The 16,986-nt window shown below is 67.3% G+C and carries 13 protein-coding genes; 7 read left to right on the top strand and 6 right to left on the bottom strand.

Translation table 11 applies throughout. From position 1 onward, the window contains the following. Nucleotides 1-161: 161 nt before the first annotated feature. Nucleotides 162-1,013 (bottom strand): RNA polymerase sigma factor SigJ, encoded by an 852-nt coding sequence (gene sigJ, locus EV643_RS30935; protein WP_133803713.1) that lies wholly within the window; start codon nucleotides 1,011-1,013, stop codon nucleotides 162-164. 96 nt (nucleotides 1,014-1,109) lie between these two features. Here sigJ (EV643_RS30935) and EV643_RS30930 point away from each other — a divergent pair, with 96 nt between their 5' ends. Further along, on the top strand, nucleotides 1,110-1,481 hold the full coding sequence (locus EV643_RS30930) for a DoxX family protein (protein WP_133803712.1): 372 nt from the start codon (nucleotides 1,110-1,112) through the stop codon (nucleotides 1,479-1,481). On the opposite strand, the gene pulA is transcribed toward EV643_RS30930, so the two are convergent. The 4 genes from pulA to EV643_RS30910 all read right to left on the bottom strand — a co-directional run bounded on the left by pulA (nucleotide 1,478) and on the right by EV643_RS30910 (nucleotide 9,609). Continuing rightward, nucleotides 1,478-7,129, bottom strand: coding sequence for a pullulanase-type alpha-1,6-glucosidase (gene pulA, locus EV643_RS30925; protein WP_238165908.1), 5,652 nt, complete (start codon nucleotides 7,127-7,129; stop codon nucleotides 1,478-1,480). The two genes, EV643_RS30930 and pulA, sit on opposite strands and share 4 nt — an antisense overlap. A gap of 369 nt (nucleotides 7,130-7,498) precedes the next feature. Beyond that, the gene (locus tag EV643_RS30920; protein ID WP_133803710.1) at nucleotides 7,499-8,209 is read right to left on the bottom strand and encodes an SIR2 family NAD-dependent protein deacylase; all 711 of its coding nucleotides are present in this window, start codon (nucleotides 8,207-8,209) and stop codon (nucleotides 7,499-7,501) included. A gap of 66 nt (nucleotides 8,210-8,275) precedes the next feature. Beyond that, complete coding sequence (locus EV643_RS30915) at nucleotides 8,276-8,485, bottom strand: sulfurtransferase TusA family protein (protein WP_238165907.1); 210 nt, start codon at nucleotides 8,483-8,485, stop codon at nucleotides 8,276-8,278. After that, nucleotides 8,482-9,609 (bottom strand): cysteine desulfurase family protein, encoded by a 1,128-nt coding sequence (locus EV643_RS30910; RefSeq protein ID WP_133803709.1) that lies wholly within the window; start codon nucleotides 9,607-9,609, stop codon nucleotides 8,482-8,484. Before EV643_RS30910 ends, EV643_RS30915 begins: the two co-directional genes overlap by 4 nt. Before the next feature lie 94 nt (nucleotides 9,610-9,703). On the opposite strand from EV643_RS30910, the gene ctaC reads away from it, so the two are divergent. The 4 genes from ctaC to EV643_RS30890 all read left to right on the top strand — a co-directional run bounded on the left by ctaC (nucleotide 9,704) and on the right by EV643_RS30890 (nucleotide 14,073). Next, the gene (ctaC, locus tag EV643_RS30905; protein ID WP_238165906.1) at nucleotides 9,704-10,525 is read left to right on the top strand and encodes an aa3-type cytochrome oxidase subunit II; all 822 of its coding nucleotides are present in this window, start codon (nucleotides 9,704-9,706) and stop codon (nucleotides 10,523-10,525) included. Beyond that, nucleotides 10,522-12,306: an aa3-type cytochrome oxidase subunit I gene (gene ctaD, locus EV643_RS30900; protein WP_133803707.1), complete on the top strand. Its 1,785-nt coding sequence runs from the start codon at nucleotides 10,522-10,524 to the stop codon at nucleotides 12,304-12,306. The genes ctaC and ctaD overlap by 4 nt, the downstream gene beginning before the upstream one ends. After that, complete coding sequence (locus EV643_RS30895; protein WP_133803706.1) at nucleotides 12,303-12,698, top strand: cytochrome c oxidase subunit 4; 396 nt, start codon at nucleotides 12,303-12,305, stop codon at nucleotides 12,696-12,698. The genes ctaD and EV643_RS30895 overlap by 4 nt, the downstream gene beginning before the upstream one ends. Nucleotides 12,699-12,801: 103 nt before the next feature. Beyond that, entirely contained in the window at nucleotides 12,802-14,073 is a 1,272-nt protein-coding gene (locus tag EV643_RS30890; protein ID WP_238165905.1) for a L,D-transpeptidase, read from the top strand. On the opposite strand, the gene EV643_RS30885 is transcribed toward EV643_RS30890, so the two are convergent. Next, a complete protein-coding gene (locus tag EV643_RS30885; protein ID WP_133803705.1) occupies nucleotides 14,062-14,772 on the bottom strand; it encodes a TetR/AcrR family transcriptional regulator in 711 nt (236 codons plus the stop codon). The two genes, EV643_RS30890 and EV643_RS30885, sit on opposite strands and share 12 nt — an antisense overlap. Nucleotides 14,773-14,910: 138 nt before the next feature. On the opposite strand from EV643_RS30885, the gene EV643_RS30880 reads away from it, so the two are divergent. After that, nucleotides 14,911-15,840, top strand: a complete 930-nt coding sequence (locus tag EV643_RS30880; protein WP_133803704.1) for an NAD-dependent epimerase/dehydratase family protein — start codon at nucleotides 14,911-14,913, stop codon at nucleotides 15,838-15,840. A 150-nt stretch (nucleotides 15,841-15,990) separates the two neighbouring features. Continuing rightward, nucleotides 15,991-16,932 (top strand): RNA polymerase sigma factor SigJ, encoded by a 942-nt coding sequence (gene sigJ / locus EV643_RS30875; protein ID WP_133803703.1) that lies wholly within the window; start codon nucleotides 15,991-15,993, stop codon nucleotides 16,930-16,932. Nucleotides 16,933-16,986 lie beyond the last annotated feature (54 nt).

The raw sequence follows: 16,986 nt of genomic DNA, 5'->3' as shown, positions 1-16,986 counted from the left end.
TACAGGGCGCGCGGCCGGTAGTCGCTGGCGGAGCAGACCGCCCCGGGTTATTCGCGCAGGCATCCGTGGTGCTGGGTGCTGTAGGGGTGTCGGAGTCTGTTCCGCTGGTTCTCGCGGAGTGGTTGGGGTGGGAGCTGTGGAGGCGTGGCGTCCCGGGGGTACTAGAGGTGGGCAAGCTTGTCCGGGTTCACCACTCCGTGGATGGCGACGACCGTGCCGTTGGTGATGAGGAGCGACCATACTGCGACGGTCCTGTTGGTGGGGCTGTGCATTCGCAGGGCCGGGTGGCCGCCGACGTGGACGTGCTCGATCTGGATGCCGTGGTCGCGGAGCTTGCCGAAGGCGCCGATCAGCAGGCGGGCGACCTTGGCAGCGCCGACGACCGGGTGGGGGAAGCCGGTCGGCTTACCACCGCCGTCGCCGGTGAACGTCGCCTCGAGGGCCAGGAACCCGATGAGTCCGTCGAGCTCGCCATAGGAGCAGGCCGCGACGAACCGCCGCGCCAACTCGTCCCGCTCCTGCCTGGACGGGTCGAACCGTGGCCGTTCGTCCTCGAGTTGCCGCCGAGCCCGTACTGCGAGCTGCCGCACCGCCGCCTCACTTTTGGCCAGGATCCCCGCGATCTCCTCGTACGAGTACCCGAACACGTCCCGCAGCAGGAACACGGCTCGTTGATCCGGCGACAACCGCTCCAGTACGACGAGGAACGCGGTCGTCAACGAATCCGACCGGACCGCCTCATCCGACAAGTCGACGTACTCGTCCACGGCCGGCTCGGGCAACCACGGGCCGACGTACACCTCGCGCTGCCGACGGGCCGAGCGTAGTTGGTCGATCGCCAGCCGGGTGGTGACTGTGGTGAGGAAGGCCTTTGGCGAGTCGACGGCGACCGGTTCCCGGTGCAGCCGCAGGTACGCCTCCTGCACCACGTCTTCCGCGTCCCGGAAACTCCCCAGCATCCGGTACGCGATCGACAGCAGCAACGGCCGCAGCGCAGTACTGGTCTGATCCATCACACCCTCTAGGACGATCCACCCGGTCCGCCTGTGACAGTCACAGGCGGGCGGTCTCGTTCGTCTCCGACCGTAACAACGCACGGAGGAGACCGCATGAACCTCGCAACCTGGATAGTGACCGCTCTGCTCGCCCTCGTCTTCACGGTGTCGGGCGTGGCCAAATCGACGATGTCCCGCGATCGCCTCATCGCCACCGGCCAGACCGGTATCGCGCCGTTCCCGATGCCGGTCGTGCGCGTCGTGGCCGTCTGCGAGTTGTTCGCCGTCGTCGGCCTGTTCGCGCCCTGGCTGACCGGGACGGCCCGATACCTGACACCTACGGCCGCTGTGTGCCTTGGCGTGGTGATGATGGGCGCCGCCACCGCCCACGCATCCCTCAAGGAGCCGGGGCCGGTGGCGGCGAACCTGCTGATCCTGACCGGCTGCGCCTTCGTCGCAGCCGCCCGCTTCGCTGCCCTCAGTTAACGCTGGACCAGTACTGCGACTGTCCGCGCCGGTACCGAGACGGTTCCGGTCGCGGCGGTCCAGGTTGTTTGCTTGACGATTGGGTCGGATCCCGCTGACTGCACGGGGGACAGGGACAACTGGGCGCCTGCCAGCCCCGGGAGCTGCTGGGTTACAGCGGAGCCGGTGCTGTTGAAGACGACGAGGAGGCCCTTCAGGGCGGGGTCGATGTCGGCGCCCACCGTGTCGTCGATGTGCATCGTGACGACACCTGGGGCCGCGGCCGGCGTACCGCTGAGTGGGAACGACAACTTCTGGTTGATCAGGTCCGCCGAACCCAGCCGGAACAGCGGTGTCGAGAATCGCAGTTTCAGCAGATCACCAGCGGCCGCGGAGGCGCTCGCCACGTCGGCGGCCGTCGGCTTCAGCGCCGGGTTGGCCAGTAGCGGCTGCATGAACGGCCACTTGGCCTCGTTGTCCGGTTTGGGCGGCAGGCCGTGGCCGAAGCCGTTGTCCGCACCGGTCCAGTCCAGCGTGTTGAACCAGTCGCCCGAGTCGTACGAGTTCCGGTCCAGCGACTTGCTCCGCAACATATCGGCACCCGCGTGCCAGAACGACGGCGTCTGCGCCAGCGCGGTGGTTGCCAGCGACAACGTGTTCATCCGGACCCGGTCCGCCATCGGCATCGACGCCGGCAGCTTGTAGGTCAACGCGTCCCATAACGTTTCGTTGTCATGGGCATCCACATACGTGGTCACCTCGACCGGCTGATCGGCGTACCCGGCCGGCGAGCCGTTGTAGTCCACCGCATCACCCCGTACTACGGACCCGCTGTCGGCGGATCGGAAGGTGAAGCCCCGCAGGTTGCCGGCCAGTCCGAGCTGGACCAGATCGGTGTCGTGGGCGAGCCGCTTCGCCTGTTCGACGGGCGTGCCGTTCACCGGAGCACCGTTCGGGTCGCTCGCGGCACCCGACCCGAAGCCCTGGATCCGCGGATCCTCGTCGAACGGTCCACCGCCCCGGACGCCGTCGCGGAGCCGGTCGGAGAATGTGCCGATCCCGGTACCCCCGAGATTGCCCTGCCGCGCCTGGACGAACAACGCGTCATCGGCGACCTCGCCGAAGTTCCAGCCCTCGCCGTAGACGTAGACCGACTTGCCGTCGACGCCGTCCTTGGCCAGGGTCAGCTTGTCCAGCGCCGCTCGGACCTTGAGCATGTTCGCCTTGCTGTGGTGACCCATCAGGTCGAACCGGAAGCCGTCGACGCGGTAGTTGCGAGCCCATGAGACCGTGCTGTCGACCATGATCTTCTCGGCCATCGCGTGCTCGGTGGCGATGTTGCTGCAGCACGTCGACGTCTCCACCCCGCCGGTCGCGTTCAGCCGCTGGTAGTAGCCCGGGACCACCTTGTCGAGCACCGAGGTCGGCGCCTGTCCCGCAGCCGGAGTGTGGTTGTAGACCTGGTCGAGCACGACCCGCAGACCCGACTTGTGCAGCCCTCCGACCATCGTGCGGAACTCGGCGGCTCTGGCCAGCCCGTCCTTCTCGACGGCGTACGAACCCTCCGGCGCGAGCCAGTGGTACGGGTCGTAACCCCAGTTGAAACCGTCCGTGGCGGCGACCGCGGTCACGCAGGCCTGCTGCTTGTCGGAGTCGGGCTCGAACGACCCCAGATCACAAGCCGGCTCTGCCTGACTTCCCTCCGGGATCGACGCGATGTCGAACGTCGGCAGCAGGTGCACCGTGTTCAGCCCGGCTTGGGCGAGCTTCCGCAGGTGCTTCGTCCCGTTGCCCTCGTCCGCGAAGGCGGCGTACTTGCCACGATGCGCGGCCGGCACCGTGGGGTCGCCGATCGAGAAGTCCCGGACGTGCAACTCGTAGATCGTCGAGTCCACCGCCCGGGCGAGTTTCGGCGACGGGGTCTTGGCCCAGATCGCGGGCTTCCCGGCCGGATCGTCGAGATCCACCGCCACGGAGTACTGCGAATCCGTGGTGAGCGCGAGCGAGTACGGATCCGTCACCAGGTTGGTCTCGACCTTGCCGGTACTCGGTGCGAAGACGGTCACCTCGTACCGGTAGGGCGCGTTCTTCCAACTTCGGCGGCCCTCCGCTGCCCACGACCCGTCAGCGCTCTGCCGCATGGGGAGACGCTGCGATCCGACGAGCAGTGACACGTTCTGCGCGGTCGGGGCCCACAGGGTGAAGCGGGGGACCCCGCCGTTCCACGTCACGCCGTACGAGCGGCCGGTCGCCGATCCGCCGTACAGGTCGTCCAGGACACCGGGTATCTGGACTCCGGTGGCGTCGAGTAGTCGCCCGGTATCGTCGTACTGCGCGAGGCCGAGTTGCCCGGTGAGGATCTTCCTTGCGTCACCGGAGTCGAGTCGCAGTGCTGTGTATCCGGCCAGGGCGGGGAACTTCTCCAGCACCTTGTCCGGGATGCCGCCGACGTCGTACCGAAGGCCTGACGACGAGCCGCCGATGTCGTCCGCGTCGATGGCGAGCGAACCCGTCGGCGACCAGTGCAGTCGCCAGCGCGACCGCTCCGGGTGGTCGACAGCCGGTACGGCGAGCAGGTCCTTGGCCAGCCAGTACGCCTTGGCCTGTTTGAGGTCGGGTTGGGCCCCGGGCTTGGAGGTGGTCACGGTCAGCACATGTGACTGCAGGACGTAGGAGAAGGTGACCACGAGGCCGTCGCTGGGCACGGTGATGGGGATGTTGTTGGCTGGGTAGCTCTCGTCCATGGACAGGTTGTGCGCCACCTTGGCCTCATAGCTGCCCGCTCCGATCTCTGTCGTGGACCAGGTGAACGTGCCATCGCCGTCCTGGTCGGTCAACCAGGGTCGCATGCAGTCCGGTGCCCAGTTGGTCGGGCAGCCCAGTTCGTCCTTCTGGAAGGTGCCGGGGACGGTGATGATCGGGTTGTTCTCCGCGGTCGAGGTGACGTAGTGCCGGCCGTGTTCGTAGTAGAAGGTCACCGGTGTGACTGGGCCCGTGTAGGAGATGTTGGCGCCGTTGCGGTCGCCGCCGGCACCGTAGTTCTCGTCCCACGTCTTGTTGATCGCCGCCTTGTACGCGTGCTCACCCGCGAGATTCGTGTACGTGCCCTTCCAGACCTTGTCCTTCGGGTCGAGCGTTAGTTGCGCCTGCTCGCAGCCGGGGGACCAGTCCTCCTCGCAGCCCATCTCGTTGTTGTGGTCGCCGGGCACACTCACGTTGGCGGGCTGCACGACCGGGCCACCGCCGCCACCTCCGCCACCGCCTGGTGCGGGTGCATCGCCGACGGTGCCGTAGGAGCCCGACACGGAGTAGTTGCCGGACGCATCCTTCAGGACCGCCCGGTACTCGAGCAGCGTTCCCTTCGGCAGACCGGACACGTCTTGGAACACCCGGTACGGCGCGTTGTCGTCCGCGCCGAGCCGCTGCCAAGCCGTCGTACCGACAGGGCGGTAGCCGAAGGTCACGGTGACCGGGGTGTTCGCCGGGACGGCCGCACCGATCTCCGCGCGGCCGCCGACGGTCGCACCGGGTTCGGGCGAGCTCAGGTAGACCTCGGGCGCCTTGCTGCGGTGCGGGACCTTCGATACGGCTTGGTAGACGGTGACGGACAGCGGTGCTTGCGTGAGTTGCACGCGGCCTTCGTGGTCGGTCTTGATCGCCTGCGAACCGCCGTAGACGGGCTTGAACCAACTGTTCGATCCGTACGTGGGGATGGTCGCGGTCTTGGCTGTGGTCGCGTTGTTGGTGACGACCAGGTACTCGACCTTGTCGGCGCCGATCCGGCTGAAGGCGTAGAGCCCGCCGGCGTTTGCTGAGTACCGATGCACCTGGGTGCCGTCGGCAAGGGTCGGGTACTTCGCTCGCAGCCGCTGCAGTTCCGCGATGTGCGTGTACATCGGTGCGTTGACGTCGTACCGGTCCTTGCTGCCGATCGTCGTCGTACCGGTGCCGTCGACGACCTCGTCGTCCTTGTACTCGTCGGTGTCGGTGGCGAACATGTCCTGCCGGGCGTCCTTGTCGCCGCCCGGACCGGTGAAGCCCTGTTCGTCGCCGTAGTAGATCACCGGCTGGCCGCGGGTCAGGAACATCAGGCTGTGCGCCAGCTTGTCCCGCTGCAGCAACTCCTGACCGGCCGCGCCGCCCTGCTTGAGGAACAGCCCGATCCGGCCCATGTCGTGGTTCCCGAGGAACGTGGGCAGCTGGTACGCGTTCGAATCGGTGTCTGTGTAGTAGTCGTCGTTCGCGTAGAAGTCGCGCAACTGCGTACTTGGTTTGCCCTGGGCGAAGGCGACCGCGCTCTGCTGGAAGCCGAAGTCCAGCGTCGCCTGCAACGCACCGGTCGTGGTGTACGTCGACATGAACCGCGGGTCGGCGTCGAACACCTCGCCGAACATGAAGAAGTCGTCCGACCCCTTCGCCTTCGCCGCGGCCAGGATCTTCGGCGAGAACTTCTGCCAGAACTCCAGGTTGACGTGCTTCACCGTGTCGATCCGGAAACCGTCGATGCCGAACTCGGCCCACGTCTTGTAGACGTCGGTCATGCCGTCACGGACCTTCGGCTGCTCGGTGAACAGGTCGTCCAGGCCGACGAAATCGCCGTACTCGCTCGATTCGCCGGCGAAGGTCGAGTCGCCGCGGTTGTGGTACAGGGTCGGGTCGTTCAACCAGGCCGGTACCTTGACGGTCTCGTCGGCCGGCGTCCGGAACACCGGGATGTTGGGGAACGAGATGTTCCGGTCCAGCGGCGGGAAGGTGTCGCCGGCGGCGTACTGCTTGTCGTCGAAGGGCGTCCCGCTCGCGTCCTTGTACGGACTTGTCGACTTCGGGATGTAGCCGTACTGGCCGGACTGGTACGCGATCACGTCCGAGGTGTGGTTGGTGATGATGTCGAAGAAGACCTTCATCCCCTTGGCGTGCGCCAGATCGATCAGCTTGCGCATGTCCGCGTTGGTGCCCAGATGCGGGTCGATCTGGGTGAAGTCGGTGATCCAGTAGCCGTGGTACCCGGCGCTCGCGTTCGCGCCCTCGCCCTGGACCGGCCGGTTCTTGAACGACGGCGTCAGCCACAGCGACGTCGTACCGAGGGACTTGATGTAGTCGAGCTTCTGGATGACGCCGGTCAGGTCGCCGCCGTGGTAGAAGCCCTTGTCCTTCTTGTCGAGACCCGTGGTCAGCCGGTCGCCGGTCAGGCCGCCGGTGTCGTTCGTGGGATCCCCGTTGGCGAACCGGTCCGCCATCACGAAGTAGAACCGCTCCTTGGTCAGATCCTGGCGCAGACTCGGACTCGCGAGGGCCTTGTCCGCCGCGTTCAACCCACCCGCGAGGTCTACGGGTTTCACCGTGACGAGATGCGTGGTGTCGTCATAACTGAACTCGAGCTTGGCCGGTCCCTCGATCCGGAGCGGGATGTTCGGCCCGTCGAGCACGCCACCGGCACCGTAGTTCTCGTCCCAGCTGCCGTTGACGGTCACCTTGTACTCGTACGACCCGGCCGGCACGTCGAACACCTTCCGGTACGGCGCTGCCGCACCCAGCCGCGTCTGCTCACACCCCGGATCCCAGTCCCCGGTACACCCCAGCTCATTCTGCAACGACCCGGCCAACGTGATCACCCGCTCGGCAGCCACCCCAGCGGGCGCACTGGTCGCCGTACCAAGCCCCAACCCCACCACCGCCACCGCAGTGATTGATGCAAGCCAACGACCCCGCCGCGCAACGAACCCGAGCATCCCGGCACCCCTCCCGCTAGACCCAACTCCCCGGGACGCTAGCCCGCCCCTCCCACCGACGGAAGGCCTCAAAGGTCGCGCTCAGGTCACGGCCTCCACGACCCGACGCCACCGGTGGCGATCGGCCGCGTTTGTCTGTACCGGTCGATTAGGAGGTAGTCCCCGCCCCGGCAGCCCGCCACGCCTGAAGCGCACCAGTTGAACACCTCGAAAGCCGACCACCTCCTGTCCATCTGCACGCCAGCCGCTGCGAATCTGTCGACAGTTGCGTTGCCGATTTGTCGAGGTTGTCGCTGCCGATTTGTCGGGTCAGGTGAAGAGCTTGGGGAGGGTGGTTTCGATCGGGGTGTGGTGGAGTTGGGTTGCCTGGTCGTCGTAGGGGGTGGGGTCGGCGTTGAGGATTATCAGGGGTTTGCCTGCGTTGAGGGCTAGGTCGCAGAGGCCGGCGGCTGGGTAGACCTGGAGGGAGGTGCCGATGGCGAGGAAGAGGTCGCAGGACTGGGTGGCGGCTACGGCGGCGTCCAGGGTGGTGGGGTCGAGGTTCTGGCCGAAGGAGACGGTGGCGGATTTGAGGATGCCGCCGCAGGTTTCGCAGGCGGGGTCCTCGTCGCCGGATTCGAGGCGGGGGAGGACGTCGGCCATCGGGATCCGGCGGGCGCAGTCGAGGCAGTCGACGTACCAGACGGTGCCGTGGAGTTCGAGGACGTTCTTGGAGCCGGCCTTCTGGTGCAGGCCGTCGACGTTCTGGGTGATCAGGCCGGTGAGGCGGCCCTGGCGTTCGAGGTCGACCAGGGCCCGGTGGCCGGCGTTCGGCTCGGCGGTCCAGGCGGGTGCGGCCAGGCGGTGCTTCCACGCTTCCACCCGTACTGCGCGCGACGCGACGTACTCGTCGATGTCGAACATCGCCTGCGCCGCCGGGTTCTTCGTCCACAACCCCTGAGGGCCGCGGAAGTCCGGGATGCCCGACGCGGTCGAGATCCCTGCGCCGGTCAGGACGGCGATGCGTTCAGCGGTGATCACGCACCCGAACGTAACCCGGCGGCCTTCCGCTCAGGAACCAATGCGTCTGCCGGGGCGCCAACGGATTTAGGCGAGCTTGCGTACGACGTACTGGTTGTCGGCGGCGGAGACTAGTTCCTGGGAGCGCATGCGGCACCACGCGGGGATGTCGGTGGCGGCCGCCGGGTCGTCGGCGAGGACCGTGATCGTGTCGCCGACGGCGAGGTCGGGGAACGCCTGGGCCAGCCTGATCACGGGGAGTGGGCAGAGCATGCCGCGACAGTCGAGCGTGGTCACATCCCCACCTCCGCGCGGATCCGCCGGACCAGTCCCGGCAGCACGGTGGCGAACCGGTCCACCTCATCGTAGGTGGACGTCCGAGCGAGGGATACCCGGACGTTGCCGTGCGTGAGCACCCCCATCGCCGCGAGTACGTGGGACGGGCGCAGCGTGCTCGCAGTACAGGCTGAACCGCTCGACACGGAGAACCCTTCGGCGTCCAGCGCGGTGACGAGCGCCTCACCGTCGACGTACAGGCAGGAGAACGTGAGGATGTGCGGGAGCCGGTCGTCCGGGTCGCCGACGACTTCCACATCCTCGATGTCGGCGGCGAGGCGCTGGCGGAGTTCGGCGATCCAGGCGCGGTGCTGCTTGTCCAGCTCGGCCGCTTCCCGGAGCCGGGCCTGCAACGCGGCTGCGGCGGCGAGGGCCGCGGGGAGGTTCGGGTAGCCGGGGGAGAGGCCGTCCTCCCGCTCGTCCACGGGCCACGCGGACGCCAGACGGGTGCCTTTCCGTACTGCGAGGAGCCCGACTCCGGCCGGTCCACCCCATTTGTGAGCGCTCGCCGTCAACGCGGACCAACCGGCGGGGACGTCCTCATGCCCCACCGAAGCCGCCGCATCCACCAAAAGGGGAACCCCGGCCGTGGCGCAGATCTCACTCGCCCGGGCGATCGGCTGACGTGTCCCCACCTCGTGATTTGCCGACTGCAGGGTTGCCAGGGCCACACCGTCCGCCTGTACTGCGGTCGCGAAGGCATCCAGATCGACCCGGCCGGAGGAGTCCACACCGACCTCGGTCGTCGTACCGGCTGCCGCAGCGGCGTGCAGAACGGCGGAGTGCTCGACCGCGGAGTGGACCACAGTGGTCCCGATCCGGCGTCGCGCGGCCGTCAGGGCGGCCAGACCGGTGTGGATCGCGGCCGTGCCGGAGGTTGTCAGGTAGAGCTCGTCCGGGCGTACGCCGACCGCCTCTGCGAGGACCGCTCGGGCGTTGTCCAGCAGTAACCGCGCGGTCCGTCCCTCGTGGTGCAGGCGGGCCGGATCCGCCCACCCGGAATCCAGTGCCTGCAGCAACACTTCCCTTGCGGCAGGGTGGAGTTCTTCGGCCGTCGCGGCATCCAGGTACGCACGGTGGTTCACACGGGAAACGCTAAGCCCTACCTGTGCGCAGGAAGCCGGATGGTGTCCAGTAGTGTTCTGTCGTCAGTCTCACCTGGGAAGGGAAAGGCGCCCCGTGGGTTCGAAACGGCTGCTGGTCCCCGCAGCAGTGGTCGGCACGTTGTTGCTGGCCGGCTGCTCGGCCGAGACCAATGCGCAGTGGAAACGACTTGGTCTGCCCGAGGGCGCCTCGGACCGCACCGAGGCCGTCCGGAGTCTGTGGATCGGCGCCTGGATCGCCGCGCTGGTCGTCGGGGTGATGGTCTGGGGCCTGATCCTGTACGCCGTCGTGCGGTACCGCCGGCGCAATGAGGAGGCGCCGCGGCAGACCCGGTACAACCTGCCGCTGGAGGTCCTCTACACGCTGGCGCCGTTCGCGATCATCGGCGTGCTGTTCTTCTACACGGTGGAGAACGGCAACAGGATCACCGCGATGTCCGACAGCCCGCAGCACACCATCAACGTGGTGGGCCAGCAGTGGCAGTGGACCTTCAACTACCACGAGACGGTCAACGGTGAGGAGGGTGTCTGGGAGACCGGCACCCTGGACCAGCCGGCCGAGCTCTGGCTGCCGGTGAACGAGTCGGTGCATTTCGACCTGACCTCGCCGGACGTCATCCACTCGTTCTGGGTGCCGTCGTTCTACTTCAAGCTGGACGTCATCCCGGGCCGGACGAACAAGCTCGAGCTGACCCCGACCAAGACCGGCACCTTCGCGGGTAAGTGCGCGGAGCTGTGCGGTCTCTACCACAGCCGGATGGTGTTCACCGTCAAGGTGGTCACCGCCGATGAGTACCAGGCGCACCTGCGGGATCTGGCCGACAGGGGCCAGACCGGCGCCGCGACCGGTGGCCAGGACGCGACCACCATTCCGGGCCACGGGGAGGGCGAGAAGTGACCGACATCGCCGAACGCACTGGTGTCATCGGTGCGGCGACGACGGCGCTGCCGAGGCGCCGGAGCAAGGGCCAGATAGCGGTCAAGTGGCTGACCACCACCGACCACAAACTGATCGGTCACCTGTACCTGATCACGTCGTTCGCGTTCTTCCTGATCGGCGGCGTGATGGCGCTGCTGATCCGGGCCGAGCTGGCCAAGCCGGGTCTGCAGATCGTGAACGAAGAGGTCTACAACCAGCTCTTCACGATGCACGGCACGATCATGCTGCTGCTGTTCGCGACGCCGCTGTTCGTCGGCTTCGCGAACGTGATCATGCCGGTGCAGATCGGCGCGCCCGACGTGGCGTTCCCGCGGCTGAACATGTTCAGCTTCTGGCTGTTCCTGTTCGGTGGCCTGATCACCATCAGTGGCTTTTTCACCCCGGGCGGCGCGGCCGACTTCGGCTGGTTCGCCTACGCTCCGCTGTCGAACGCGGTTCGCTCGCCGGGCGTCGGCGGTGACCTGTGGATCATGGGTCTGTGGATGGCCGGTCTGGGCACCATCCTGGGTGCGGTCAACTTCGTCACCACGATCATCACCATGCGCGCCCCCGGTATGACGATGTTCCGGATGCCGATCTTCACCTGGAACATCCTGGTGACTTCGATCCTCGTCCTGATCGCCTTCCCGATCCTGGCCGGCGCGCTGCTGATGCTGGAGGCGGATCGAGCCCTAGGGGCTCACGTCTTCGATGCCGCGAACGGCGGGCCACTGCTGTGGCAACACCTGTTCTGGTTCTTCGGGCATCCAGAGGTCTACATCATCGCGTTGCCGTTCTTCGGCATCATCACCGAGATCCTGCCGGTGTTCAGCCGGAAGCCGATCTTCGGTTACATCGGCCTGGTCGGCGCGACCCTGTGGATCGCGGTGCTGTCGGTGGCGGTGTGGGCGCACCACATGTTCGTGACGGGCGCGGTGAACCTGCCGTTCTTCTCGTTCATGACGTTCCTGATCGCCGTACCGACCGGGGTCAAGTTCTTCAACTGGATAGGCACGATGTGGGGCGGCTCGGTGTCCTTCGACACCCCGATGCTGTGGTCGATCGGGTTCCTCACCACCTTTCTGTTCGGCGGTCTGACCGGCGTCATCCTGGCTTCGCCCGCGCTGGACTACCAGCTGTCCGACTCGTACTTCGTGGTCGCGCACTTCCACTACGTCGTCTTCGGCACGGTGGTGTTCGCGATGTTCGCCGGGTTCTACTTCTGGTGGCCGAAGATGACCGGCCGGATGCTGGACGAACGTCTCGGCAAGCTGCACTTCTGGCTGCTGTTCATCGGCTTCCACACGACGTTCCTGGTGCAGCACTGGCTGGGCGTCGAGGGGATGCCGCGGCGGTACGCGTCGTACGGCGCGAACGAGGGCTTCACCACGCTGAACGAGGTGTCCAGTATCGGCGCCTTCATCCTCGGCCTGTCGATGCTGCCGTTCTTCTACAACGTCTACAAGTCGCGCAAGAACCCGCTGGTGGGTGTCGACGACCCGTGGGGCTGGGGCCGGTCGCTGGAGTGGGCGACGAGTTCGCCGCCGCCGCGGCACAACTTCGTCAGGCTGCCGCGGATCCGGTCGGAGAGCCCGGCGTTCGACCTGCACCACCCGGAGCTCGCGATGGCGGAGTACGCCGACAGCGGTGCGCCGCGGGACAACCTGCTCGACGCCGGCGAGGACCAGGGCCGGGTCGAGAACCTGGAGCACAACGTGGTCGCCGGATCGACCGGTGCAGACGGAGAGGGTAAGGCATGAAGGTCGAAGCCTGGGTCTTCGGCATCCTGACGCTGTTCGTCTTGATCGTGACCCCGATCTACTGGTTCATGTCCGAGGACCCGACCGGCACCACCGCACTGGTGATGACGTTCTTCCTGTCGCTGCTGGTGGCGTTCTACCTGAGCGTCACCGGCCGCCGGATGGACGCCCGGCCGGAGGACCGCAAAGAAGCCGAGATCGTCGAGGGAGCCGGTGAGCTCGGCTTCTTCCCGCCGTACTCGTGGTGGCCGCTGTGGTGCGCGCTGACCCTGTCGGTCGTCGTACTGGGCCTCGTCTTCGGCTGGTGGCTGTTCATCATCGGCACCGGGATCGGCATCGTCACGCTGTCCGGATGGGTGTTCGAGTACTACCGCGGCGACCACGCGCACTGAGTTTCGTGGGGGACTGAGTCTTATGCGGGGCCGGGGGAACTTAGCTCGTCCGTGGGCGGGTTACCCTTGCTCGGCGGTTATTGCTGACAGGGGAGCTCTGGGGATGTTGTTCGGTGGTTCGGGACGGAAAAGTGGTCTGGTCGCGCGGGGTCTGGGCGTTCTGGGCGTTTGCGCGATTCTGCTGGTAGGCACGGCTTGCAGCGACACCGATGCGGCGGACGCCGCCCCATCGGGGACGCCACAGACCACGTCCACCACCCCAGGGGCCTCGACGACACCTGGCGGCGACTCCAGTACGCCGCCGACGACGGCGGACCCGGCTGCGGCCAACGTCTCCATCGTCCCGGCCAAGGGCGCCTCGTCGGTCCGCCCGGACAAGCCGGTGACGATCGCGACCAGCGCCGGCACGATCCAGGACGTGTCGCTGCGTGACGACGACGGCGGCAAGGTCTCCGGGACGTTCAACGACTCGAAGTCCCAGTGGACCTCGGCTGACCAGCTGAAGCCCGGAGCGAAGTACACGATCACGGGTACGGCGCAGGGCACGGATGGTAAGAGCGTGCCGATCAGCTCCACCTTCCGGACCCTGTCCGCGGGCAAGAACCTGAAGGCCTCGGTCGCCCCGCTCAACGGCGAGACCGTCGGCGTCGCGATGCCGATCCAGATCTACTGGAACTACGCCGTCACCGACCGCGCCGCCGTCGAGAAGCGGCTGACGGTGAAGACCTCGGTCCCGGTCGAGGGCACCTGGCACTGGGTGAACAGCAAGCAGGTGAACTACCGCCCGAAGGACTACTGGCCCGCCGGTACCAAGGTGAGCGTCCTCATCGGCACCCAGGGCGTCAACGCCGGCGGCAACATCTGGGGCGCTTCGAGCCGGCAGATCGACTTCAGCATCGGCAAGTCGGTGGTCTCCCGGGTCGACGTGAAGAAGCACCAGATGACGGTCACCATCGACGGGAAGCTCGCCCGGACGATCCCGATCACGGCCGGCAAGGACGGCTTCACCACCCGGAGCGGGGTGAAGGTGATCATGGAGAAGTACAGGACCAAGCGGATGGACGCCCGGACGGTCGGGATCCAGCCGGGCGATCCGGAGTACTACGACATCCACGACGTCCAGTACGCCCAGCGGGTGACCAGCTCGGGCGAGTTCATCCACGGAGCCCCGTGGTCGGGCGGCAGCCAGGGCCGCGCGAACGTCAGCCATGGCTGCGTCGGCATGAGCCTGAAGGACGGTGCCTGGTACTTCTCCCAGACCCTCCGCGGCGACCCCGTCATCGTCACCGGCACCAACCGCAAGATGGATGCCAACAACGGCTGGACCGACTGGAACGAGCCCTGGGGCCAATACAAGAAGGCCTCAGCCCTCTAGTTCCGCGGGGGGTAGGCCGGCCAGGTCTGCGATCAGGGTCATTTGGTGGTCGAGGTAGTCGGGGCGTGCGGTGATCATGTCGTTCAGGCGGCCGAAGACTTCGAAGCTGACCAGGCCGAACAGGTGGCTCCAGCCGGTGAGGGCGCTGTCCAGGAGTTCTGGTGGTAGGTCTTCTGCTCGCTGGTCGATCAGGCGGCGCAGGTCTGCCCGGACCGGGTCGGGCAGCTCGGTCCGGGGTATGGGTGTCAGAGTGCCCTGGGTGGCCGCGTCGCGGAGGATGGTGACCATCAGGAGGATCACTTGGGAGGCCGGCTCGACGGTGTCCTGGGGGGCGGCGTAGCCGGGGATGGGGTTGCCGTAGAGCAGGCCGTACTCGGCCGGGTTCGCCAGGGCCCAGGTGCGTACCGCGCGACCGATCGCGAGCCAGCGTCCCCGTAGATCGTCGCGGGGGATGGCGGCCTCGGCATCGGCTGCTGCCTCGGCCAACTCTTGGTAGGCGTCGACGAGCAGGGCGGTGAGCAGCGCATCGCGGCTGGGGAAGTACCGGTAGAGGGCCGAGGCGACGATGTCGAGATCTCGGGCCACGCCGCGCAGCGACAGGTCGGCCACGCCGTTCATCGCCAGCCGGCGCCGTGCGACCGCCTTGATCTCGTCGGTCATCTCGGCTCGGACCCGGGCACGCAACGTTGGTGCAGACATGGTCGCAGTCTCGCACACAATCGAGAACGGGGGACAGGTTCGAGAACGGTGTTCTTGACGATGATTCAAGACGGTCGTAGGGTGGCCAACAGAGAACACCGTTCTCGGTACGGAACATCGAACAGGAACTGATCCGCCATGCCACTGCAGGTGATCGTCGGAGCTGGTCCGATCGGCAAAGCAACCGCCCTGCTACTCGCGGATCAGGGACACGAGGTCCGGCTGCTCACGAGGAGCGGCGGAGGGCCCGAACACACCAACATCGAGCGGGTCGCGGTTGATGCCTCGGATGCTGATGCCCTCTCGCGGCAGACCAAAGGGGCCGCTGCGCTGTACAGCTGCGGTGGCCCGGCCTACCACCGCTGGGCGACAGACTGGCCGCCGCTGGGTGCGGCGCTGATTCGGGCCGCCGAGGCGAGCGGAGCGGTGTTGATGACCACCGGAAACCTCTACCCGTACGGTGCGGTGGAAGGGCCGATGACCGAGCAGCTGCCGGATCGGCCCAACTCCGTGAAGGGTGCGGTCCGGGCCCGCGTGTGGGCCGATGCCCTGGAAGCACATCGGGCCGGGCGTATCCGTACCGCCGAGGTTCGTGGGTCGGACTATCTCGGTGCCGACGCTGTGTCCGTGTTCACATCGATCGTGCTGCCCGCCGTACTGGCCGGCAAGCGAGCCTCGGTCCCGGCCGATCTGGATGCTCCGCACAGCTGGACGGACACGCTCGACGTGGCCCGGACGCTGATCGCGGTTGCTGCCGAAGAAAACTCTTGGGGTCGCGTGTGGCACGTGCCGACTGCGCCGCCCTTGTCGGTTCGGGCGTTGGCCACTCGTACTGCGGAACTCGCCGGCGCCCCCGCTGCCCGGTTGAGCCGGATGCCGGGCGCCGTCCTGTGGCTCGGGGGCCTCCTCAACAAGGATGCGAAGGAGATCCGGGAGACGCAGTACCAACTGCAGCGGCCGTTCGTACTCGACTCGTCGGCCGCAACACTTGCCTTCGGTATCAAGCCGACCCCCACCGACGACGCCCTACTGGCCACCATCAACGCCGCCCGCGCCCGCGTCGCCTGACCGGGCGGCCCAGGGTTCACGGCGGTGTGATGGTGTGGTCGTCTCAGCGGGTACGACGACACAACCCCGCGGAACGTGAGGCCTCACACTTCGGGGAGCTGTCTCGTCGGACTAGCTGAGAACAGCTGCGACCAAGGGAGTCGGCACACCATGACCACCCGATCCGAGCCGGGACCCGGCCGGCCCGATCCGAGTCGGCCCGATCCGAGCTTGAGCGCGATCATGAGCGAGCGGCGTCAGCTGATCAACCTCGCGTACCGGCTGCTCGGGTCGCTGGCCGAGGCCGAGGACGTCGTACAGGAGACGTACGCCCGCTGGTACGCCATGTCCCGGGAACAGCAGGAAGCCATCGAGTGCCCGGGCGCCTGGCTGACGCGGGTCGCCAGTCGCATCTGCCTCGACCTGCTCGGCTCGGCGCGGGTCCGGCGGGAGCGCTACGTGGGGGAGTGGATCCCGGAGCCGCTGCCCGAGAGCACGGAGTGGGCCAGCGGCCGGCCGGGCGCCGACCCGGCCGACCGGGTCACCCTCGACGAGTCGGTCAACATGGCCTTCCTCGTCGTCCTCGAGTCGATGACCCCGGCCGAGCGGGTCGCGTTCATCCTGCACGACGTGTTCCGGTACCCCTTCGCCGAAGTGGCCGAGATCGTCGGCCGTACGCCGGCCGCCTGTCGCCAGCTGGCCACGTCGGCCCGCCGCCGCCTCCGTACGTCGCAGGCTCCCGCAACTCCGACGGCCGAGCAGGCCGGCATCGTCAGGGACTTCAAGCAGGCCTGGGAAGCCAAGGACATCGACGCCCTGATCGGCCTCCTCGACCCCGACGCGACGGCGATCGCCGACGGCGGCGGCCTGGCCCCCGCCAGGCTCCACCCGATCGAAGGCGGCGTACAGATCGCGCACGCTACCCTCGATGTCGCCCGCAACGCACCAGGCCTGACGCTCCTGGAGCGCACGGTCAACGGTCAGCCCGGTCTGATCGCCCAGCTGGACGGCGTCACCGTGGCAGTCTTCGCCTTCGAAATCGCCGACCACCGCATCAAGCATCTCTGGACGGTCCGCAACCCCGAAAAACTCCGCCCCTGGACCACCAACTGAGCAGAACGCGAAGAGCCCCGGCTGAGTGGCCGGGGCTCTTCGTCGTACTGCGGG

The organism is Kribbella caucasensis, assembly GCF_004361855.1.
Taxonomy (GTDB): Bacteria; Actinomycetota; Actinomycetes; order Propionibacteriales; family Kribbellaceae; genus Kribbella; species Kribbella caucasensis.
Note: the sequence above shows the minus strand (reverse complement) of the source record. Positions and strands in the feature narration are given on the sequence as shown.